The sequence below is a fragment of the Allobosea sp. P2_B12 genome (assembly GCF_056404835.1).
The window spans coordinates 633,275-650,545 of sequence record NZ_JBFUDG010000001.1; the positions used below are offsets into that span (position 1 = coordinate 633,275).

17 protein-coding genes and 3 tRNA genes are annotated in these 17,271 nt (G+C 65.4%); 16 read left to right on the forward strand and 4 right to left on the reverse strand.

Going from position 1 to position 17,271, the window contains the following annotated elements; all coding sequences use genetic code 11:
* Nucleotides 1-84: 84 nt before the first annotated feature.
* Nucleotides 85-1,071, forward strand: a complete 987-nt coding sequence (gnd, locus tag AC1DYU_RS03075) for a phosphogluconate dehydrogenase (NAD(+)-dependent, decarboxylating) (RefSeq protein WP_158486110.1) — start codon at nucleotides 85-87, stop codon at nucleotides 1,069-1,071.
* 6 nt (nucleotides 1,072-1,077) lie between these two features.
* Nucleotides 1,078-1,605, forward strand: a complete 528-nt coding sequence (locus tag AC1DYU_RS03080) for a gluconokinase (protein WP_476790359.1) — start codon at nucleotides 1,078-1,080, stop codon at nucleotides 1,603-1,605.
* Nucleotides 1,606-1,610: 5 nt separating this feature from the next.
* On the opposite strand, the gene AC1DYU_RS03085 is transcribed toward AC1DYU_RS03080, so the two are convergent.
* Together AC1DYU_RS03085 and AC1DYU_RS03090 are read right to left on the reverse strand one after the other, a co-directional pair.
* Nucleotides 1,611-1,982 (reverse strand): DoxX family protein, encoded by a 372-nt coding sequence (locus AC1DYU_RS03085; RefSeq protein ID WP_476790701.1) that lies wholly within the window; start codon nucleotides 1,980-1,982, stop codon nucleotides 1,611-1,613.
* 26 nt (nucleotides 1,983-2,008) lie between these two features.
* On the reverse strand, nucleotides 2,009-3,463 hold the full coding sequence (locus AC1DYU_RS03090; RefSeq protein WP_476790360.1) for a multicopper oxidase family protein: 1,455 nt from the start codon (nucleotides 3,461-3,463) through the stop codon (nucleotides 2,009-2,011).
* Nucleotides 3,464-3,653: 190 nt separating this feature from the next.
* Between AC1DYU_RS03090 and AC1DYU_RS03095 the strand changes: the two genes are divergently transcribed.
* The 9 genes from AC1DYU_RS03095 (at nucleotide 3,654) to AC1DYU_RS03135 (ending at nucleotide 12,416) form a co-directional block, all read left to right on the forward strand.
* Nucleotides 3,654-3,738, forward strand: a tRNA-Leu gene (locus AC1DYU_RS03095).
* Nucleotides 3,739-3,880: 142 nt separating this feature from the next.
* A complete protein-coding gene (gene tig / locus AC1DYU_RS03100) occupies nucleotides 3,881-5,323 on the forward strand; it encodes a trigger factor (RefSeq protein ID WP_476790361.1) in 1,443 nt (480 codons plus the stop codon).
* A gap of 161 nt (nucleotides 5,324-5,484) precedes the next feature.
* Complete coding sequence (locus AC1DYU_RS03105; RefSeq protein WP_476790362.1) at nucleotides 5,485-6,111, forward strand: ATP-dependent Clp protease proteolytic subunit; 627 nt, start codon at nucleotides 5,485-5,487, stop codon at nucleotides 6,109-6,111.
* Between the two features lie 285 nt (nucleotides 6,112-6,396).
* Nucleotides 6,397-7,665, forward strand: coding sequence for an ATP-dependent Clp protease ATP-binding subunit ClpX (gene clpX / locus AC1DYU_RS03110; RefSeq protein WP_158486113.1), 1,269 nt, complete (start codon nucleotides 6,397-6,399; stop codon nucleotides 7,663-7,665).
* Nucleotides 7,666-8,070: 405 nt separating this feature from the next.
* Entirely contained in the window at nucleotides 8,071-10,497 is a 2,427-nt protein-coding gene (gene lon, locus AC1DYU_RS03115) for an endopeptidase La (protein ID WP_158486114.1), read from the forward strand.
* A gap of 147 nt (nucleotides 10,498-10,644) precedes the next feature.
* Nucleotides 10,645-10,720, forward strand: a tRNA-Val gene (locus AC1DYU_RS03120).
* 125 nt (nucleotides 10,721-10,845) lie between these two features.
* Nucleotides 10,846-11,280 carry a hypothetical protein gene (locus AC1DYU_RS03125; RefSeq protein WP_476790363.1) on the forward strand — a complete coding sequence of 145 codons (435 nt, stop codon included), beginning with the start codon at nucleotides 10,846-10,848 and terminating at the stop codon, nucleotides 11,278-11,280.
* Nucleotides 11,281-11,420: 140 nt separating this feature from the next.
* Nucleotides 11,421-11,497: transfer RNA gene (locus AC1DYU_RS03130), tRNA-Asp, on the forward strand.
* A gap of 148 nt (nucleotides 11,498-11,645) precedes the next feature.
* Nucleotides 11,646-12,416: a substrate-binding domain-containing protein gene (locus tag AC1DYU_RS03135; RefSeq protein WP_158486116.1), complete on the forward strand. Its 771-nt coding sequence runs from the start codon at nucleotides 11,646-11,648 to the stop codon at nucleotides 12,414-12,416.
* Nucleotides 12,417-12,435: 19 nt separating this feature from the next.
* Here the strand turns inward: AC1DYU_RS03135 and AC1DYU_RS03140 are convergent, their stop codons facing one another.
* Nucleotides 12,436-12,990 carry a YcbK family protein gene (locus AC1DYU_RS03140; protein WP_476790364.1) on the reverse strand — a complete coding sequence of 185 codons (555 nt, stop codon included), beginning with the start codon at nucleotides 12,988-12,990 and terminating at the stop codon, nucleotides 12,436-12,438.
* Between the two features lie 89 nt (nucleotides 12,991-13,079).
* Nucleotides 13,080-13,424, reverse strand: a complete 345-nt coding sequence (locus AC1DYU_RS03145; RefSeq protein WP_476790365.1) for an HdeA/HdeB family chaperone — start codon at nucleotides 13,422-13,424, stop codon at nucleotides 13,080-13,082.
* 283 nt (nucleotides 13,425-13,707) lie between these two features.
* On the opposite strand from AC1DYU_RS03145, the gene AC1DYU_RS03150 reads away from it, so the two are divergent.
* The 5 genes from AC1DYU_RS03150 (at nucleotide 13,708) to AC1DYU_RS03170 (ending at nucleotide 17,132) form a co-directional block, all read left to right on the forward strand.
* A complete protein-coding gene (locus AC1DYU_RS03150; protein WP_476790366.1) occupies nucleotides 13,708-14,088 on the forward strand; it encodes an NADH-quinone oxidoreductase subunit A in 381 nt (126 codons plus the stop codon).
* A gap of 66 nt (nucleotides 14,089-14,154) precedes the next feature.
* Nucleotides 14,155-14,739 carry a NuoB/complex I 20 kDa subunit family protein gene (locus tag AC1DYU_RS03155; protein WP_158486119.1) on the forward strand — a complete coding sequence of 195 codons (585 nt, stop codon included), beginning with the start codon at nucleotides 14,155-14,157 and terminating at the stop codon, nucleotides 14,737-14,739.
* Between the two features lie 137 nt (nucleotides 14,740-14,876).
* Nucleotides 14,877-15,482: an NADH-quinone oxidoreductase subunit C gene (locus tag AC1DYU_RS03160; RefSeq protein ID WP_476790367.1), complete on the forward strand. Its 606-nt coding sequence runs from the start codon at nucleotides 14,877-14,879 to the stop codon at nucleotides 15,480-15,482.
* Nucleotides 15,483-15,487: 5 nt separating this feature from the next.
* Nucleotides 15,488-15,949, forward strand: a complete 462-nt coding sequence (locus AC1DYU_RS03165) for a GFA family protein (protein WP_476790368.1) — start codon at nucleotides 15,488-15,490, stop codon at nucleotides 15,947-15,949.
* Nucleotides 15,942-17,132 (forward strand): NADH-quinone oxidoreductase subunit D, encoded by a 1,191-nt coding sequence (locus tag AC1DYU_RS03170; RefSeq protein WP_476790369.1) that lies wholly within the window; start codon nucleotides 15,942-15,944, stop codon nucleotides 17,130-17,132. The genes AC1DYU_RS03165 and AC1DYU_RS03170 overlap by 8 nt, the downstream gene beginning before the upstream one ends.
* Nucleotides 17,133-17,271 lie beyond the last annotated feature (139 nt).

Here is a 17,271-nt window from a genome sequence, read left to right on the forward strand (position 1 = left end):
GTCGCCAAGGCGGCAGGGATGCAAGAAGCGCTGAGATGAAGCCGGCAAGGCTGACCATGCCGCCGGTCCTGAAGGATTGAGACGATGCAGCTTGGAGTGATCGGCCTCGGCCGGATGGGTGGCAACATCGTGCGCCGTCTGATGCGCGCGGGGCATGACAGCGTGGTCTATGACCGCGATCCGAAGCCCGGCGCGGCGCTTGCCGCCGATGGCGCTGTCGTCGCCAGCGACCTGAAGGACATGGTCGCGAAGCTCAAGGCGCCGCGCGCGATCTGGGTCATGCTGCCGGCCGGCAAGATCACCGAGGCGACCATTGCCGAGTTGGCGGGATTGATGTCGCCCGGCGACACGCTGATCGACGGCGGCAATGCCTTCTGGAAGGACGACGTCCGGCGCGGCCAGGAGATGGCGGCCAAGGGCATCCACTACATGGATGTCGGCACGTCTGGCGGCGTCCATGGGCTCGATCGCGGCTATTGCCTGATGATCGGCGGCGACAAGGAAGCCTTCGACAGGCTGGAGCCGATCTTCAGCACGCTGGCGCCCGGCAAGGGCGAGATCGAGCCGACCAGGCATCGCGAAGGCCGCAATCCGACGAGCGAACAGGGCTATCTGCATTGCGGCCCGGTCGGGGCCGGCCACTTCGTCAAGATGGTCCATAACGGCATCGAATACGGCATGATGCAGGCCTTCGCCGAGGGCTTCGACCTGCTGCGCAATGCCTCCGCCAAGGACGGCCTGCCGCCCGAATACGGCTTCGATTTCGACACCGCCGAAATCTCCGAGGTCTGGCGCCGGGGCTCGGTCGTGACCTCCTGGCTGCTCGATCTCACCGCCGAGGCGCTGGCCGCCGACGCGGATCTCTCGGCCTATTCCGGCAACGTCTCGGATTCGGGCGAAGGCCGCTGGACGGTCGATGCCGCCGTCGAGACCGCGACGCCGGCTGAGGTGCTAACCTCGGCGCTGTTTGCCCGCTTCCGCTCGCGCGTCGACCACACCTTCGGCGAGAAGATCCTCTCCGCCATGCGCGCTGGCTTCGGCGGCCATGTCGAAGCCAAGAAGCAGGGCTGACGCAGAATGGCTTCCTCGCAAACGGTCGTGAAGCCGGCCGTCATCGTCGTCATGGGCGTCGCAAGCTCGGGCAAGACCTCGCTCGGCGAGCGCCTGGCCGGGCAACTCGGCTGGCCCTTCCGCGACGCCGATTCGTTCCATCCGCCCGAGAACGTTGCCAAGATGGCGGGCGGAACGCCGCTGAACGACGAGGATCGCAAGCCCTGGCTGGCGGCGATCGCGGCCTGGATCGACGATCTGCGCGCTTCGGGACGCAATGGCATCGTCACATGTTCGGCGCTGAAGCGGGCCTATCGGCGCGTCATCATCGGCGACCGGCCCGATGTCGCGCTGGTCTATCTCAGGGGCTCGCGCGAACTGATCGGCGCCCGCATGACGCAGCGCCAGCATCACTTCATGCCGCCGGCACTGCTGGACAGCCAGTTCGCGGCGCTGGAGGAGCCGGGAGACGACGAGCGGCCGCTGGTCGTCTCGGTCGAGCTGTCGAAGGATGCGATCGAATCGGAGGTGCTGACGCGGCTCGGGTTGGCCTGAGGCGCTCAGCGTCGCCATGGCCAGTCAATGACGCCGCCGACACAGAGCGCCCACCAGATCAGCACCGGCTGCAGCGCCAGACGCGGCGCGTGATACCACCATGTCGAGGGAAGGCCTGCCAGCACAATGCCTTCGACGGCATGCTTGATGTTGGCCGGGAAGACGCAGAACGCGTAGAGCGCCAGGCCGATCCCGGCCGCCCGGCGCAAACGCGGCACGAACAGGCCGATAGCGCCGAGGATTTCCGCGATGCCCGTCAGCAGCACGACGGTTCGCGGCGCCGGCACCCAGTCCGGCACGATCGGCAAGAACGCCTCGGGCGAGCGGAGATGCAGCAGCCCGGCGCCGAGATAAAACGCCGCCATCAGCCAGAGCATCGCGACGCGATGGTGCGGCAGAAGCGTCACGTCACCTCGAACCAGCTCCAGAGGCCCCGGTCGAAGCGTTCGAGTACGGTCGAGGAGATCAGCCAGCGGCCGGGATTTTCGGCGATGAAGGCGATGTGCAGCCGCTTGCCCTCTGGGATCTGGACCGTGTCGAGGAAATAGGGCTCCCAGCCATCGTCGAGCGGATGCAGCAGGCGGAACGTATGGCCATGGACGTGGATCGGCTGGAAGAACGCCGTCCTGTTCTCGATGGCGAGCACGATCGGCGTGCCGCGCTTGACGCTGAACAGCGGCTTGGCGCCGGCATCGCCGACGCCGCCATTGATGCGCCAGGGCCGGGCCGGGTCGATACCGGCAAGGTCGAGCTTGAAGTCGGCTGAGACCCTGGCCCCGCCCTCGATCACGATGGCGGGTCGAACCGCGTCCTGGAGGCGGACGGCCGCCGGCAGGGTCGGGTTGGCCTTCAAGGCCATTGGGGCCGTCGAGGGCGGCTTGGCGGTGCCTTCCGTCACGAGCCGGACGAGGGGCACGCCTGAGCCGACGAGGGCCGTCACCATCGCGGTGGCGCCGGTCTCACCGGGCATGTCGACCAGCAGGTCGTAGCGCGTGCCCGGTGCGAAGGGCAGTTGCGCGCGCACAGGTTCGAAGGATTCGGTCGGCTGGCCGTCGACGGCGACGACGACCGCCTTGATGCCGTCGAAGCGCAACCGCATGATCCGGGCATTGCAGGCATTGGCGAGGCGCAGCCGCACCCGCGCACCGGGCGCGACCGCGACACGCTGCGGCGGCGAGCCGCCATTGACCGTAATCCAGCTTCCCAGCCGCCCGGCGGCGGCCCCGTCGGGGCTGCTGCCGGAGAAGGCCTGCAGCGCCTGGTCGTCTCCGAGCAGCCAGTCGGTCACGAGCACCGGCAGATCGAGATCGACCGGCGGCGGCTCCGACTCCTCGACCACCAGCAGGCCGCTCAGGCCGCGCCCGGCCGGCTCGGAGGAACCGCCGATGACGAGCGGACGATACAGGATCGTGCCGGAGTCGGGCGGCTTCAGCCGGTATTCGAAGCTTTCGCCGGGCGCGATCGGCGGCTGGCTGAAGCCCCCGACGCCGTCCATCGCCGCATCGCCGCGCAGGCCCTGCCAATGCAGCGACAGCGGGCTTGCCGTCTTGTTCGCCAGCGTCAGCCGCAGCGTCTCACCCAGCTTGATTCGCAAGGGCGGACCCGGTGTGACGCCATCGAAGGCCCAGATCTCGGTTTCGGTGGGGGGCGACGGCCTCAGCCGGACCCTGGCCGGCGCGGCAGTCAGAATGCGTGGCGCAGCTTCGGGCGCGGCCGGCGGTGCTGCGGGCGGCGTCTGTGCCGGTGCCTGCCCAGTCAACGCCAGCGTCGTCGCGGCGCCAAGGCCGGCGAGTGCCACACGGCGCGTCGGGCGGGCAGGGCGCTCGTGTGCTTCGTTCCGTTCGTGCGCTTTGTTCATGGCCACCGGCATAATTGCCGCCGCGGCGGATGGCGAGAGGGTCGCAGCGCGGAACGCCAGGGCCGGCATGGCTCGGCGTGTTTTGCAGAACCGTCATTTTTTTGCTGCATGGCGCGGCTGAAATGCGTATAGCACCGGCGCCCAACGATGGCCGCGCTGCGTTTTCTCGCGCGCTGGCGCCATCGGGCCGGCGGGCGTGGCGGAACTGGTAGACGCACTGGTTTTAGGTACCAGCGGCGAAAGTCGTGGGGGTTCGAGTCCCTCCGCCCGCACCATCAAGCGTGCGATCGCATCGTGCTTTATGGCGATGATGCGTGAATCGTTCGCTGCCGGGATATGGATTTTCGCGAGCGCGGCGGCGGTCTCCGACGTCGCGCTTTGGACATTGAAGTTAGAGCTGTTGGCGGATCGAAAAAGATGAACGTGACCGAAACCCTCTCGCAGGGCCTCAAGCGCGAATTTCAGGTGGTGCTGAACGCCGCCGACCTCAAGACGCGGCTCGATGACGGCCTTCAGGGCCTTCAGGGCAAGGCCAAGATCAACGGCTTCCGTCCCGGCAAGGTGCCGGTCGGCCATCTGCGCCGGCTCTATGGCCGCTCGGTCATGGCCGATGTGCTGCAGAACGCGGTCAACGAGGCCAACCAGAAGATCGTCGCCGATAACGGCCTGAAGCTCGCCTTCGAGCCGCAGATCAAGTTCCCCGAGAACAAGGACGAGATCGAGGCCGCGATGGAGGCCAAGGGCGATCTCGCCTTCACGGTCGCGCTCGAGGTTCTGCCGAAGATCGAGCTTGCTGATCTGTCGGACGTCGCGCTGGTCAAGCCGGTCGCCGAGGTTCCCGATGCCGATGTCGATTCCTCGCTGGAGCGCATGGCCTCGTCGAACCGCACCTTCGCCAACAAGGGCGAGAAGGCCAAGGCCGCGAATGGCGATCGCCTGTTGATCTCCTTCGTCGGCACGCTCGAGGGCAAGCCCTTCGACGGCGGCACGGGCGAGGGCATTCCGCTCGATCTCGGCGCCGGCCAGTTCATTCCCGGCTTCGAGGAGCAGCTTGAAGGCGCCAAGGCCGGCGAGACCCGCACGGTCAAGGTCACCTTCCCGGAGAACTACACCGCCGAGCAGCTCGCCGGTAAGCCGGCCGAGTTCGAGGTCACCGTGACCGAGGTCCAGGCCCCGGAAGCCGTCAAGATCGACGACGAGCTCGCCAAGGCTTTCGGCATGGAGTCGCTCGATGCGCTGAAGTCCGCCATCCGCGAGCAGATCGGCCGCGATTTCGGCGCCCAGTCGCGCCGCAAGCTCAAGAAGAGCCTGCTCGATGCGCTCGACGGCAAGTACACCTTCGAGCTGCCCCCGACCCTGGTCGAACAGGAGTTCGCCAGCGTCTGGAGCCAGGTCGAGGCGGACATGAAGGAAGCCAAGAAGTCGTTCGCGGACGAGGGCACGACCGAGGAGACGGCCAAGGCCGATTACCGCAAGATCGCCGAGCGCCGCGTCCGTCTGGGTCTCGTGCTGGCCGAGATCGGCGAGCAGGCCAAGGTCGAGATCTCGGATGACGAGGTCACCCAGGCTCTGGTCGAGCGCGCCCGCCAGTTCCCCGGCCAGGAGAAGCAGGTCTGGGAGTTCTACCGCAAGAACCCGCAGGCGCTGGCCGAGATCCGCGCCCCGATCTTCGAGGAGAAGGTCGTCGATCATCTGCTGGGCCAGGTGAAGGTCGAGGACCAGACCGTGTCCCGCGAGGCGCTCTATGCCGACGAGGACGCTGATGAGGCGACCGACGCCAAGCCGAAGAAGGCTGCCGCCAAGAAGGCGAAGAAGGCCGACAAGGCCGAGGCGACGGCGGCCGACGACGCTTCCGCCTGAGCGGGCCGGAAACCTTAATTCCGAACATTCCGCCGCTCGGCCCCGTGCCGGGCGGCGCTTCTCTTTTCAGCCGCCTTTGCCGTGCTTATGTGGTGTCTTCTCAAGACAGCCGCGATTCGACCGAATGCCGGTTTCCGGCCTCACCATCCAAGGACATGTCAATGCTGCGCGATCCGATCGAGACCTACAACAATCTCGTCCCGATGGTGGTCGAGCAGTCGAGCCGCGGCGAGCGCGCCTTCGACATCTATTCGCGCCTGCTGCGCGAGCGCATCATCTTCCTGACCGGTCCGGTCGAGGATTATTCGGCGTCGCTGATCGTGGCGCAGCTCCTCTTCCTCGAGGCGGAGAACCCGAAGAAGGAAATCTCCTTCTACATCAACTCGCCCGGCGGCGTGGTGACCTCGGGCATGTCGATCTACGACACGATGCAGTTCATCCGCTGCCCGGTCACGACCTTGTGCGTCGGACAGGCCGCCTCGATGGGTTCGCTCCTGCTGACCGCTGGCGCCAAGGACATGCGCTTCGCGCTGCCCAACGCCCGCATCATGGTCCACCAGCCCTCGGGCGGTTTCCAGGGCCAAGTCACCGACATCCTGATCCACGCCCGTGAGGTCGAGAGCCTCAAGCGCCGGCTCAACGAGATCTACGAGAAGCACACTGGCCGCTCCTATGCCGAGATCGAGGCGGCGCTGGAGCGCGATAATTTCATGACCGCCGAGCAGGCCCGCGACTTCGGCCTGATCGACAAGGTTATCGACAAGCGGCCCGAGGAGGCCACGGCCTGATTGACTGCGACCAGCGGGCGCGCCGCCTGTGGGTTGGCGCGGCTGCGTCCCGAGCCCATATTGCATGGGAACCGGCCCCGTGTTTGCATGGGGAATCGGACAAGCCCCGGGATGATCCCGAAGGTGTTCCAGCCTGATCCTGTTGTGGATCAACCGCGAATTCGGGCGTGCCGGAACGGCGCGTTAACCAGATGAGCGTGAACTGGGCGCCTATTATGACGGAGAGACGACGGTTGCATCCGCTAAGGCTGATGTGGTCTCCGGCTCCGAGAATGGAGATGGACGATGAGTAAGGTCAGCGGCGGCGATTCGAAGAGCACGCTCTACTGCTCCTTCTGCGGCAAGAGCCAGCACGAGGTTCGCAAGCTGATTGCGGGCCCGACCGTGTTCATCTGCGACGAGTGCGTCGAGCTCTGCATGGACATCATCCGCGAGGAATCCAAATCCGCGCTGGTCAAGTCCAAGGACGGCGTGCCGACCCCGAAGGAGATTCGCAAGGTCCTGGATGACTACGTCATCGGCCAGGAGCATGCGAAGAAGGTCCTCTCCGTCGCGGTCCACAACCACTACAAGCGGCTGTCGCATGCGACGAAGCACAACGACGTCGAGCTGGCGAAGTCGAACATCCTGCTGATCGGGCCGACCGGCTCGGGCAAGACGCTGCTCGCGCAGACGCTCGCCCGCATCCTCGACGTGCCGTTCACCATGGCGGATGCGACGACGCTGACCGAGGCCGGCTATGTCGGCGAGGACGTCGAGAACATCATCCTCAAGCTGCTCCAGGCCTCCGACTACAATGTCGAGCGGGCGCAGCGCGGCATCGTCTATATCGACGAGATCGACAAGATCAGCCGTAAATCCGACAACCCGTCGATCACGCGGGATGTCTCGGGCGAGGGCGTGCAGCAGGCGCTGCTGAAGATCATGGAAGGCACGGTCGCCTCCGTGCCGCCCCAGGGCGGGCGTAAGCATCCGCAGCAGGAATTCCTGCAGGTCGACACCACCAACATCCTCTTCATCTGCGGCGGCGCCTTCGCCGGCCTCGACAAGATCATCTCGGGTCGCGGCAAGGGCACCTCGATCGGTTTCGGCGCGACCGTCAAGGGTCCCGACGATCGCCGCGCAGGCGCGATCTTCCGCGAGGTCGAGCCCGAGGATCTGCTCAAGTTCGGCCTGATCCCGGAATTCGTCGGCCGTCTGCCGGTCCTGGCGACGCTCGAGGATCTCGACGAGGCGGCGCTGAAGACCATCCTGACCGAGCCGAAGAACGCCCTGGTCAAGCAGTATCAGCGCCTCTTCGAGATGGAGGACACCGAGCTGACCTTCACCGACGAGGCGGTCGCCCTGATCGCCCGCAAGGCGATCGACCGCAAGACCGGTGCGCGCGGCCTGCGCTCGATCATGGAGAGCATCCTGCTCGAGACGATGTACGAGCTGCCTGGCCTCGAAGGTGTCGAGCAGGTCGTGATTGGCCCCGAAGCCGTCGAGTCCAAATCGCGCCCGCTCTTCATCTATTCGGAGCGCGAGGACGAGGCCAAATCTGCCTCCGCGTGAGAATCGGGCCTTGGCCGATTCGCGTGCCGGCAGTGTTCGAAACAGCAAGCGCGCGCCGATTGGCGCGCGTTTTGCGTATCCGGGCAGGACGGCTTGGGTTTTGCTTAACCGTTCAGCCATCGGATTCGGACAGAATCTCGATCCAGCGCACGGCTATGGTGCGACATCATGGCCTCAACTGGGTCGGAGCAAATCGACGCAGACGAAACTTCTGGGGGCAGGGTACGCAGGCTCGCTTGAAAGCCGGCGAGGAAGTCTCCACTTTAGCATCACTCGCGAGAGTCGCATGCCTGTTGAGGGTGCGATGCGCGGGGGCGGACGGAGTGAATGGTCGCTCCGCACGCTTACGTTCGATCGCATCGCCCATCTCGGGGATGCGCCGGGCGCAACCACAAAGGAAAAGTCATGACTGGCTCGGCGCCCCGCGCTCCTTTCGTTTCCGGTGAGACCGGCACCTATCCGGTTCTCCCCCTGCGCGACATCGTCGTTTTCCCCCATATGATCGTGCCGCTCTTCGTCGGCCGCGAGAAGTCGATCCGTGCCCTCGAGGAGGTCGTCAAGACCGATGGGCTGATCCTGCTCGCGACGCAGAAGAACGCCGGAGACGACGATCCGGAGACCAAGGACATCTATGAGATCGGCACGCTCGCCCGCGTGCTGCAACTGCTGAAGCTGCCCGATTCCACCGTGAAGGTGCTGGTCGAGGGTGTCGGCCGTGCCAAGGCCACGGCCTATGTCGCCGACGAGGCCTTCTATCAGGCCGAGGCCATCGGCCTGGCCGAGGAAGAGGGCAAGAAGGTCGAGGTCGAGGCGCTGGGCCGTTCGGTCGTCAGCGAGTTCGAGAGCTATGTGAAGCTGAACAAGAAGATCTCGCCCGAGATCGTCGCCGCTGTCTCGCAGCTCGACGAGCCCTCCAAGCTCGCCGACACCGTGGCGTCGCATCTGGCGGTCAAGATCGCCGACCGGCAGGCCGTGCTCGAGATCACCCATGTCGCGCATCGGCTGGAGAAGGTCCTCTCGCTGATGGAAAGCGAGATGTCGGTGCTCCAGGTCGAGAAGCGCATCCGCTCGCGCGTCAAGCGCCAGATGGAGAAGACCCAGCGCGAGTACTACCTCAACGAGCAGATGAAGGCGATCCAGAAGGAGCTCGGCGACGGCGAGGAAGGCCGCGACGAGCTGGCCGAACTGGAAGAGCGCATCGCCCGCACCAAGCTCTCCAAGGAAGCCCGTGACAAGGCTGTCGCGGAGATGAAGAAGCTGCGGCAGATGTCGCCGATGTCGGCCGAGGCGACGGTGGTGCGCAACTACCTCGACTGGATGCTCGGCATACCCTGGGGCAAGAAGTCGAAGATCAAGAAGGATCTGGCGGCCGCGCAGGCGGTACTGGACGACGATCACTTCGGCCTCGACAAGGTCAAGGACCGAATCGTCGAGTACCTTGCGGTGCAGCAGCGGACCAACCGGCTCGCCGGCCCGATCCTGTGCCTCGTCGGCCCTCCGGGCGTCGGCAAGACCTCGCTCGGCAAGTCGATCGCCAAGGCGACCGGCCGTGAGTTCGTGCGCATGTCGCTCGGCGGCGTGCGTGACGAGGCCGAGATCCGCGGTCACCGCCGCACCTATATCGGTTCGATGCCCGGCAAGATCATCCAGTCGATGAAGAAGGCCAAGACCGCCAACCCGCTCATCCTGCTCGACGAGATCGACAAGATGGGACAGGACTTCCGTGGCGATCCGTCGGCGGCCCTGCTGGAGGTGCTCGATCCCGAGCAGAACGGCACCTTCAACGACCATTACCTGGAGGTCGACTACGACCTCTCGAACGTGATGTTCGTGACCACGGCCAACACGCTGAACATCCCGCCGGCCCTTCTGGACCGCATGGAGGTGATCCGCATCGCCGGCTACACCGAGGATGAGAAGACCGAGATCGCCCGGCGTCACCTGATCCCGAACGCGATCAAGAAGCACGGCCTCGAATCCAAGGAATGGTCGATCGAGAACGATGCGCTGCAGACGCTGGTCCGCCGCTATACGCGGGAGGCGGGCGTCCGAAATCTCGAGCGCGAGCTCTCCAACACCGTCCGCAAGGCGGTGAAGGACATCGTGCTGACCAAGAAGAAGAAGGTCACGGTCAACAACGAACTGCTTGAGGAGTATCTCGGCCCGCCGCGCTATCGCTATGGCATGGCCGAGACCGAGGATCAGGTCGGTATCGTCACCGGCCTGGCCTGGACCGAGGTCGGCGGCGAGTTGCTGACGATCGAAGGCGTCATGATGCCCGGCAAGGGTAAGATGACCGTCACGGGCAACCTCAAGGAGGTCATGAAGGAATCGATCTCGGCGGCGGCATCCTATGTCCGCTCCCGCGCCCTCGATTTCGGCATCGAGCCGCCCTTGTTCGACCGGCGCGACATCCACGTCCACGTTCCCGAGGGGGCAACCCCGAAGGACGGGCCGTCTGCCGGCATCGCGATGGCGACGTCGATCATCTCGGTGCTGACCGGCATCCCGACCAACCGCGACGTCGCCATGACCGGCGAGGTCACGCTGCGGGGCAGGGTGCTGCCCATCGGCGGGCTCAAGGAAAAGCTCCTGGCGGCGCTTCGCGGTGGCATCAAGAAGGTGCTGATCCCCGAGGACAACGCCAAGGATCTGATCGACCTGCCCAAGTCGGTCCGCGAGGGCATGGAGATCATCCCGGTCTCGCGCATGGAGCAGGTGCTCCAGCACGCTCTGACGCGCGTGCCGCTGCCGATCGTCTGGGAAGAGGATCTGAAGGCGATCCCCGCCAAGCCGGTCGAGGACGACGCTTCGGGTCTCGTCGCCCACTGAGCCGCGTCACAGCGGGAAATCCATGGCCGCCGGCGCTCGTCGCCGGCGGCTTTCTTTTGCGATAGAGCAGTTTTGGCGGAGCGCCGGCCATGGCCGGCCTTTGTCCGCTTGAAGAGGCGGCCCGCAGGCCTTAAACGGGCGCGGCAGGGGCGGTTAGCTCAGTTGGTAGAGCGTCTCCTTTACACGGAGAGGGTCGGCGGTTCGAGCCCGTCACCGCCCACCAGCCGTCACGTCGGACGGAAGCCTCGCTGCGATCCGCGCGAGCCCTGGATCTTCCGCATGATCCCGGCCTTACGAGCCCGAACGCGCGGCCGCAATTTTCGCCCGTTTCGGCGCGAGGCTGCGGTCATGACGAATCGAGCCCGACCGACGTTGCCGACAGCGCAAATTCTGGCAGCAGCCGTCGCGAGCATGGTCGCCGCGACGAATGCGGCTGGCCAAACGGTCCTGCCCGATTCCTTCTTCGCCGGCCGGCCAGCCTTCTCCCACGCCGAGCAACCTGCCAGCCCGGCGAGTTGCGGCGATATCGCCTCCCAGCTTCCCGATTCCGTTCCGCGCGATTCGCGCGTCGACATGGCCATCATTGGCGCCGTCACGCTGATCCAGACCGATGGCGCGCTCTGGTATGTCGCGGTTTGCTCCGATCCCGGCGTGCGTGTGCTCTGCGTCACCTACAGCGCCAACGATCTGAAGCTTGGCGACCGAGTCGTGCTGCGCGGCGGCTACAGCCGCCAAGGCAGCCGTCATGTGATGCTCGACCCGTGTCTGGTGTCGGCGGAATAGGCCTGCGCCAACGCGATATCGCGCAGGGTCCCGAGATATTTTTCCACCGATCGGCTTTGCTGCCGTCACGCGCTTGACACTTCCGGCCCATCGCCATAATCCACACCTCGCTGACGGCCACCGCGTCGCAGCCGCCCTGCGCGGGCGTAGCTCAGTTGGTTAGAGTGCCGGCCTGTCACGCCGGAGGTCGCGGGTTCGAGCCCCGTCGCCCGCGCCACGTCCCTCCTCACAGTGTGCTCCTGCTCACAGTTGTGTGAAACGTGATCCGCCCCGATTGGGGCGTCGTTCCCTTGCCCTTGCGGAAGTCCTGTCTAGTCTGCTGCGGTCGCGATCCGCCTTGGATCGGCTTTGCCCCGGAGATATCGATGCACCGCAGGTCAGTCGCTCTCCTGGCGATCGCCAGTCTGTTTTCCTGGACCTCTGCCACGGCCTTTGCCGACGAGGTCAAGGTCCTGACCGCGGGCGCCTTCAAGCCGATCGTGCTGGCGGTGGCGGCCGAGTTCGAGAAGGGCAGCGGCCACAAGCTCGTCATCGACAACGATACTGCCGGCGCGTTGCTGCGCCGCATTGGCAGCGGCGAGGCCTTCGATGTTGCGGTGCTGACGCCGGCAGCCGTGAAGGACCTTGTCACTGCCGGCAAGATCGTAGCCGGCACGCCGGTCAACCTGGCGCGCACCTCGGTTGGCGTCGCGGTCAAGGATGGCGCTCCGCGCCCCGATATCTCGACAACGGCTGCCTTCAAGGCGGCGCTGCTGGCCGCGACCAAGGTCGCCTATATTGACCCTGCCGCCGGCGGCTCAAGCGGCATCTATTTCGCCAAGCTGCTCGAGACGATGGGAATCGCCGATCAGGTCAAGGCCAAGGCGGTGCTGGTTCCGGGCGGGCTCGTCGCGCAGCGGCTGGTCACGGGCGAGGCCGATCTCGCCATCCACCAGATCAGCGAGATCCTTGCGGTGAAGGGGGCGACGCTGGTCGGGCCGCTGCCGGCGGAGATCCAGAGCTATACGGTCTACACGGGTGGGCTGGCTGCGGCAGGCACGCGACCGGAGGCCGCCAAAGCGTTCCTGGCGTTCCTCGCCGGCGATGTCGCCCGGCGCATCCTCGCCGAGAAGGGCATGGAGCCGGCGCCCGAGTGAGCGCGCTCCTCCGGCTCTTTCACCAGGGCCGGCGCGGTCCGGTGTCGACGTGGAGAATGCCGTTCCAGTAGACCTTGTGCCCGCCGACCTCGGGCAGGGCACGCACCCATTCGATGACGCTGCGCGGGCGCACGCCCGGCACGCGGAAATCCATCGCCTCGCAGCGCTTGTGATAGGAACCGCGCCGCGCCCGCCAGGGCGGCCGCCAGGTCGAGGTCACCTTCACCGCACCGTACCTGTCGGAAATCTTGGCCAGGATGAGCTTCAGCCGTTGCGGCAGGCAGACCGTGGAGGTCCCCGGATCGGTCGAGATGCCCGGCCTGTCTGGCTTCTCGTTCGGATCGAAGTCCGGCTCGGCGCCGGCCTTCTGGCCGGGCGTCAACTGCGGCCATTCCGGGCCCTCGCCTTCATCGGGCTCGGCGGTCATCGGCGAGGTCGGGTCGGGCGGGGTTGAGTTGGAGGAGGCCGCCTGCGCCTCGGGCGCCGGCGGCGGCACGACGATCAAGGGCAGTGTCGGGTTGCTCAGCAATTCGAGATCGAAGGGGCGTTGCGGCGGCAGCGGCGCGCGCATCATCTGCCCGTCCTGCGCGGACGCGACGGCAGATGGCAGGGCGCTGATGAGCGCCAGCCCCAATGCGACTCGAAGCGACGGCCTCACGGCGTTCAGGGAGCCGGGGCCGGAATGAAGACGCCCCGCGCTTCAGGGCCGACGAGAGGCAGCTGAGGGGATTTGGAGCAGAGCGCCGCGAGCCCCGCCGGAGCGGCCGTGATCTTCTCGAGGTCGAGCAGCGGGCGCATCGCGCTTCCGGCAAAGTAGCCCGCCAGCCACAGCGAGAGCTGGGTCTGGTCGTTCTCGCTCATCGCGGTGAAATCGGCGCAGCTCGCGCGAGTCAGATCGACGCCCTCGGCCCGGACGCGGGACGGGGCGGACACGGACGCCAGGAACAGGGTCGCGGCTGCGAGGACCGGCGTTGCCGCCGTCTGGAGGAGCCTGGAACGCGCGCGCATGGGGCGCCTTTCTCGAAGACACGGCCGGCGCCGCGAGGAAATCGATTCGCCGCGAGTGTGTCGCGTCAAGCCGGCATCCGCTAGCTGGAAGCCGGCGCTATGCGGCAAAAATCCGGTGCGTTCGACAACCGGGCCGGGGCAGGGGTCGAAAATGGCCGCGCCTGCGCCCAATTCAACCCGCCTGTGCGATGCTGCGGCGCGGCGAAGTCTTGCTTCATTCTAATGCAAGGGCTAATCGACAGAAACGGCGCGCCGTTCTCGGCCGTTTGAAGCGGGATCGTCCATGCAAGCTCTCCCAGTTCCATCGCTGCTGAACGACTATCTGCCGCTGGTCATTTTCATCGGCGTCGCCGCGGTCATTGGCCTGGCCCTGCTGATAGCGCCCTTCGCGATCGCCTATTCCAAGCCCGATCCCGAGAAGCTTTCGGCCTATGAGTGCGGCTTCAACGCCTTCGACGATGCCCGCATGAAGTTCGACGTCCGGTTCTACCTGGTGGCGATCCTGTTCATCATCTTCGATCTCGAGGTCGCCTTCCTGTTTCCCTGGGCGGTCGCGTTCGGGGGGCTCGGCTGGTATGGTTTCGTCTCGATGATGATCTTCCTCGGCGTGCTGACGGTCGGCTTCGTCTATGAGTGGCGCAAGGGCGCGCTGGAGTGGGACTGATCGTCTCATCGCAAGCACGAGTGTCGCGACTTATCTGACGGTTACGGGTTCACAAGGGTTCGTTTCATGGCAACAACAGCGATCGACCGCGGCGATCCGCTCGTCGCGCCCGCGCCGAAAGGCCTGCTTGGGCCCGACGGCCTGCCGGTGGGCCAGCGCGACCCCTTCTTCACCTCGATCAACAGCGAACTGGCCGACAAGGGCTTCCTCGTCACCGCCACTGACGACCTGATCAACTGGTCGCGCACCGGCTCGCTGATGTGGATGACCTTCGGGCTCGCCTGCTGCGCCGTCGAGATGATGCAGCTTTCGATGCCGCGCTACGACGTCGAGCGTTTCGGTTTCGCGCCGCGCGCCTCGCCGCGTCAGTCCGACGTGATGATCGTCGCGGGCACGCTGACCAACAAGATGGCCCCGGCGCTGCGCAAGGTCTACGATCAGATGCCCGAGCCGCGCTATGTCATCTCGATGGGCTCCTGCGCCAATGGCGGCGGCTATTACCACTACAGCTATTCGGTGGTGCGCGGCTGCGACCGCATCGTGCCGATCGACATCTATGTGCCGGGCTGCCCGCCCACGGCGGAGGCTCTGCTCTACGGCGTGCTGCTGCTGCAGAAGAAGATCCGGCGTACGGGCACGATCGAGCGCTAGTTTGCGTCATGCTCGGGCTTGACCCGAGCATCTCCTGACGGAGAGGCGTGGGATTAAGACGGGATTGGGCTCAATCCTGCATGAGATGCTCGGGGCAAGCCCGAGCATGACGCGGTTGAGCAACGAAGGTTTAGACGATGAGCGAAGCGCTCGTAGCACTCGGCGAAGAGATCAAGGCGGCGCTGCCCGGCGCCGTGACGGATGCCGTCATCACCTTCGGCGAGCTGACGGTCCATGCCGAGGCGGCATCGATCGTCGACGTCATGCGGACGCTCTATGCCGATCCGCGCTTTCGCTTCGTCAATTTCACCGATATCGCCGGCGCCGATTATCCCGGCCGCGAGAAGCGTTTCGACGTCGTCTACCACCTGCTCGCGCCCTATTCGAACCGTCGCATCCGCGTGAAGGTCCAGACCGACGAGGCGACGCCCGTTCCCTCCATCATCGAGGTCTTCCCGGCGGCGAACTGGTATGAGCGCGAGGCCTACGACTTCTACGGCATCCTGTTCTCGGGCCATCCCGATCTGCGCCGCATCCTCACCGATTACGGTTTCGAGGGCTATCCGCTGCGCAAGGACTTCCCGCTGACGGGCTTCGTCGAGGTCCGCTACGACGATGAGCAGAAGCGTGTCGTCTACGAGCCGGTGAAACTGAACCAGGAATTCCGCAACTTCGACTTCCTCTCGCCCTGGGAAGGCACGGACTACGTGCTGCCGGGCGACGAGAAGGCGAAAGCGAGCTGATCGCCATGGCTGAGAGCAAGCGCATGGCCGAGAGTAAGCGGTTGTCGGGCGGATGTCTGTGCGGCGCGGTTCGTTACACGGCCGTGCCGGACAAGCCCGAAATGGATGTCTGCCATTGCGGCATGTGCCGGCGCTGGAGCGGTGGTGTCTTCATGTCGGTGCCGTGCAACGAACTCGATGTCGAGAACGAGACCGTGCTTGGCCGCTACGCTTCGTCCGATTGGGCCGAGCGCCTGTTCTGCAAGAACTGTGGCAGCAGCCTGTTCTGGCGTATGCCGAATGACAAGAGCGGCCACGTCGCTGTCTCGTTCCAGAGCTTCGACGACACCAGTTCCTTCACCTTCGTCGCGGAAATCTTCATCGACGAAAAGCCGCCGCTTTACGACTTCGCCGGCGAGCGCCCGCGCCTGACCGGCAAAGAGGTGATGGAGCGGTTCGAGGCACAGCAGGAATCCGGACATGAGTGAACACAACATCCGGAACTTCTCGATCAATTTCGGCCCGCAGCACCCGGCGGCCCATGGCGTGCTGCGCCTCGTGCTGGAGCTTGACGGCGAGATCGTCGAGCGGGTCGATCCGCATATCGGCCTGCTGCATCGCGGCACCGAGAAGCTGATCGAGGCCAAGACCTATCTGCAGGCGCTGCCCTATTTCGACCGGCTCGACTATGTCGCGCCGATGAACCAGGAGCATGCCTATTCGCTGGCGGTCGAGAAGCTGATGGGCGTCACGGTTCCGCGCCGCGGCCAGCTCATCCGCGTGCTCTATTCCGAGATCGGCCGCATCCTCTCGCACATCCTCAACGTTACCACGCAGGCGATGGACGTTGGCGCGCTGACGCCTCCGCTCTGGGGCTTCGAGGAACGCGAGAAGCTGATGATCTTCTACGAGCGGGCCAGCGGGTCGCGCATGCATGCGGCTTATATCCGGCCCGGCGGCGTGCATCAGGACCTGCCGACCTCGCTGATCCACGACATCGCCGAGTGGTGCGATCCGTTCCTGAAGGTCTGCGACGATCTCGAGACGCTGCTGACCGACAACCGCATCTTCAAGCAGCGCAATGTCGATATCGGCGTGGTCGATCTCGAAACCTGCTGGAAATGGGGTTTTTCGGGCGTGATGGTGCGCGGCTCGGGCGCTGCCTGGGACCTGCGCAAGTCGCAGCCCTATGAGTGCTACGAGGAGATGGATTTCGACATCCCTATCGGCCGGAACGGCGATTGCTACGACCGCTATCACATCCGCATGGAGGAGATGCGCCAGTCCGTGCGCATCATGAAGCAGTGCTGCGAGAAGCTGCTGGCGCCGGAAGGCGGCGGGCCGATCTCCTCGCTCGACGGCAAGATGGTGCCGCCCAAGCGCGGCGAGATGAAGCGCTCGATGGAAGCGCTGATCCATCACTTCAAGCTCTACACCGAGGGCTACAAAGTGCCCGAGGGCGAGGTCTATGCGGCCGTCGAGGCGCCCAAGGGCGAATTCGGCGTCTATCTCGTCTCCGACGGCACCAACAAGCCCTATCGCTGCAAGATCAAGGCGCCGGGTTTCGCCCATCTCCAGGCCATGGATTTCATGTGCCGCAAGCACATGCTGGCGGACGTTTCCGCGATCCTGGGCTCGCTGGATATCGTGTTCGGGGAGGTCGATCGGTGACGTTGCGTTTCGAAACCGGATTCTTGCCCGCGACGGCTGTGGGTTGGATTGAGGCCCGATTGTGGCGGCGAATTCTTTGGGCATACATCTATGGGGCGGCTTTTTTTTCGCTAAGTATGTGGATTTTCCTTCCAGGGGC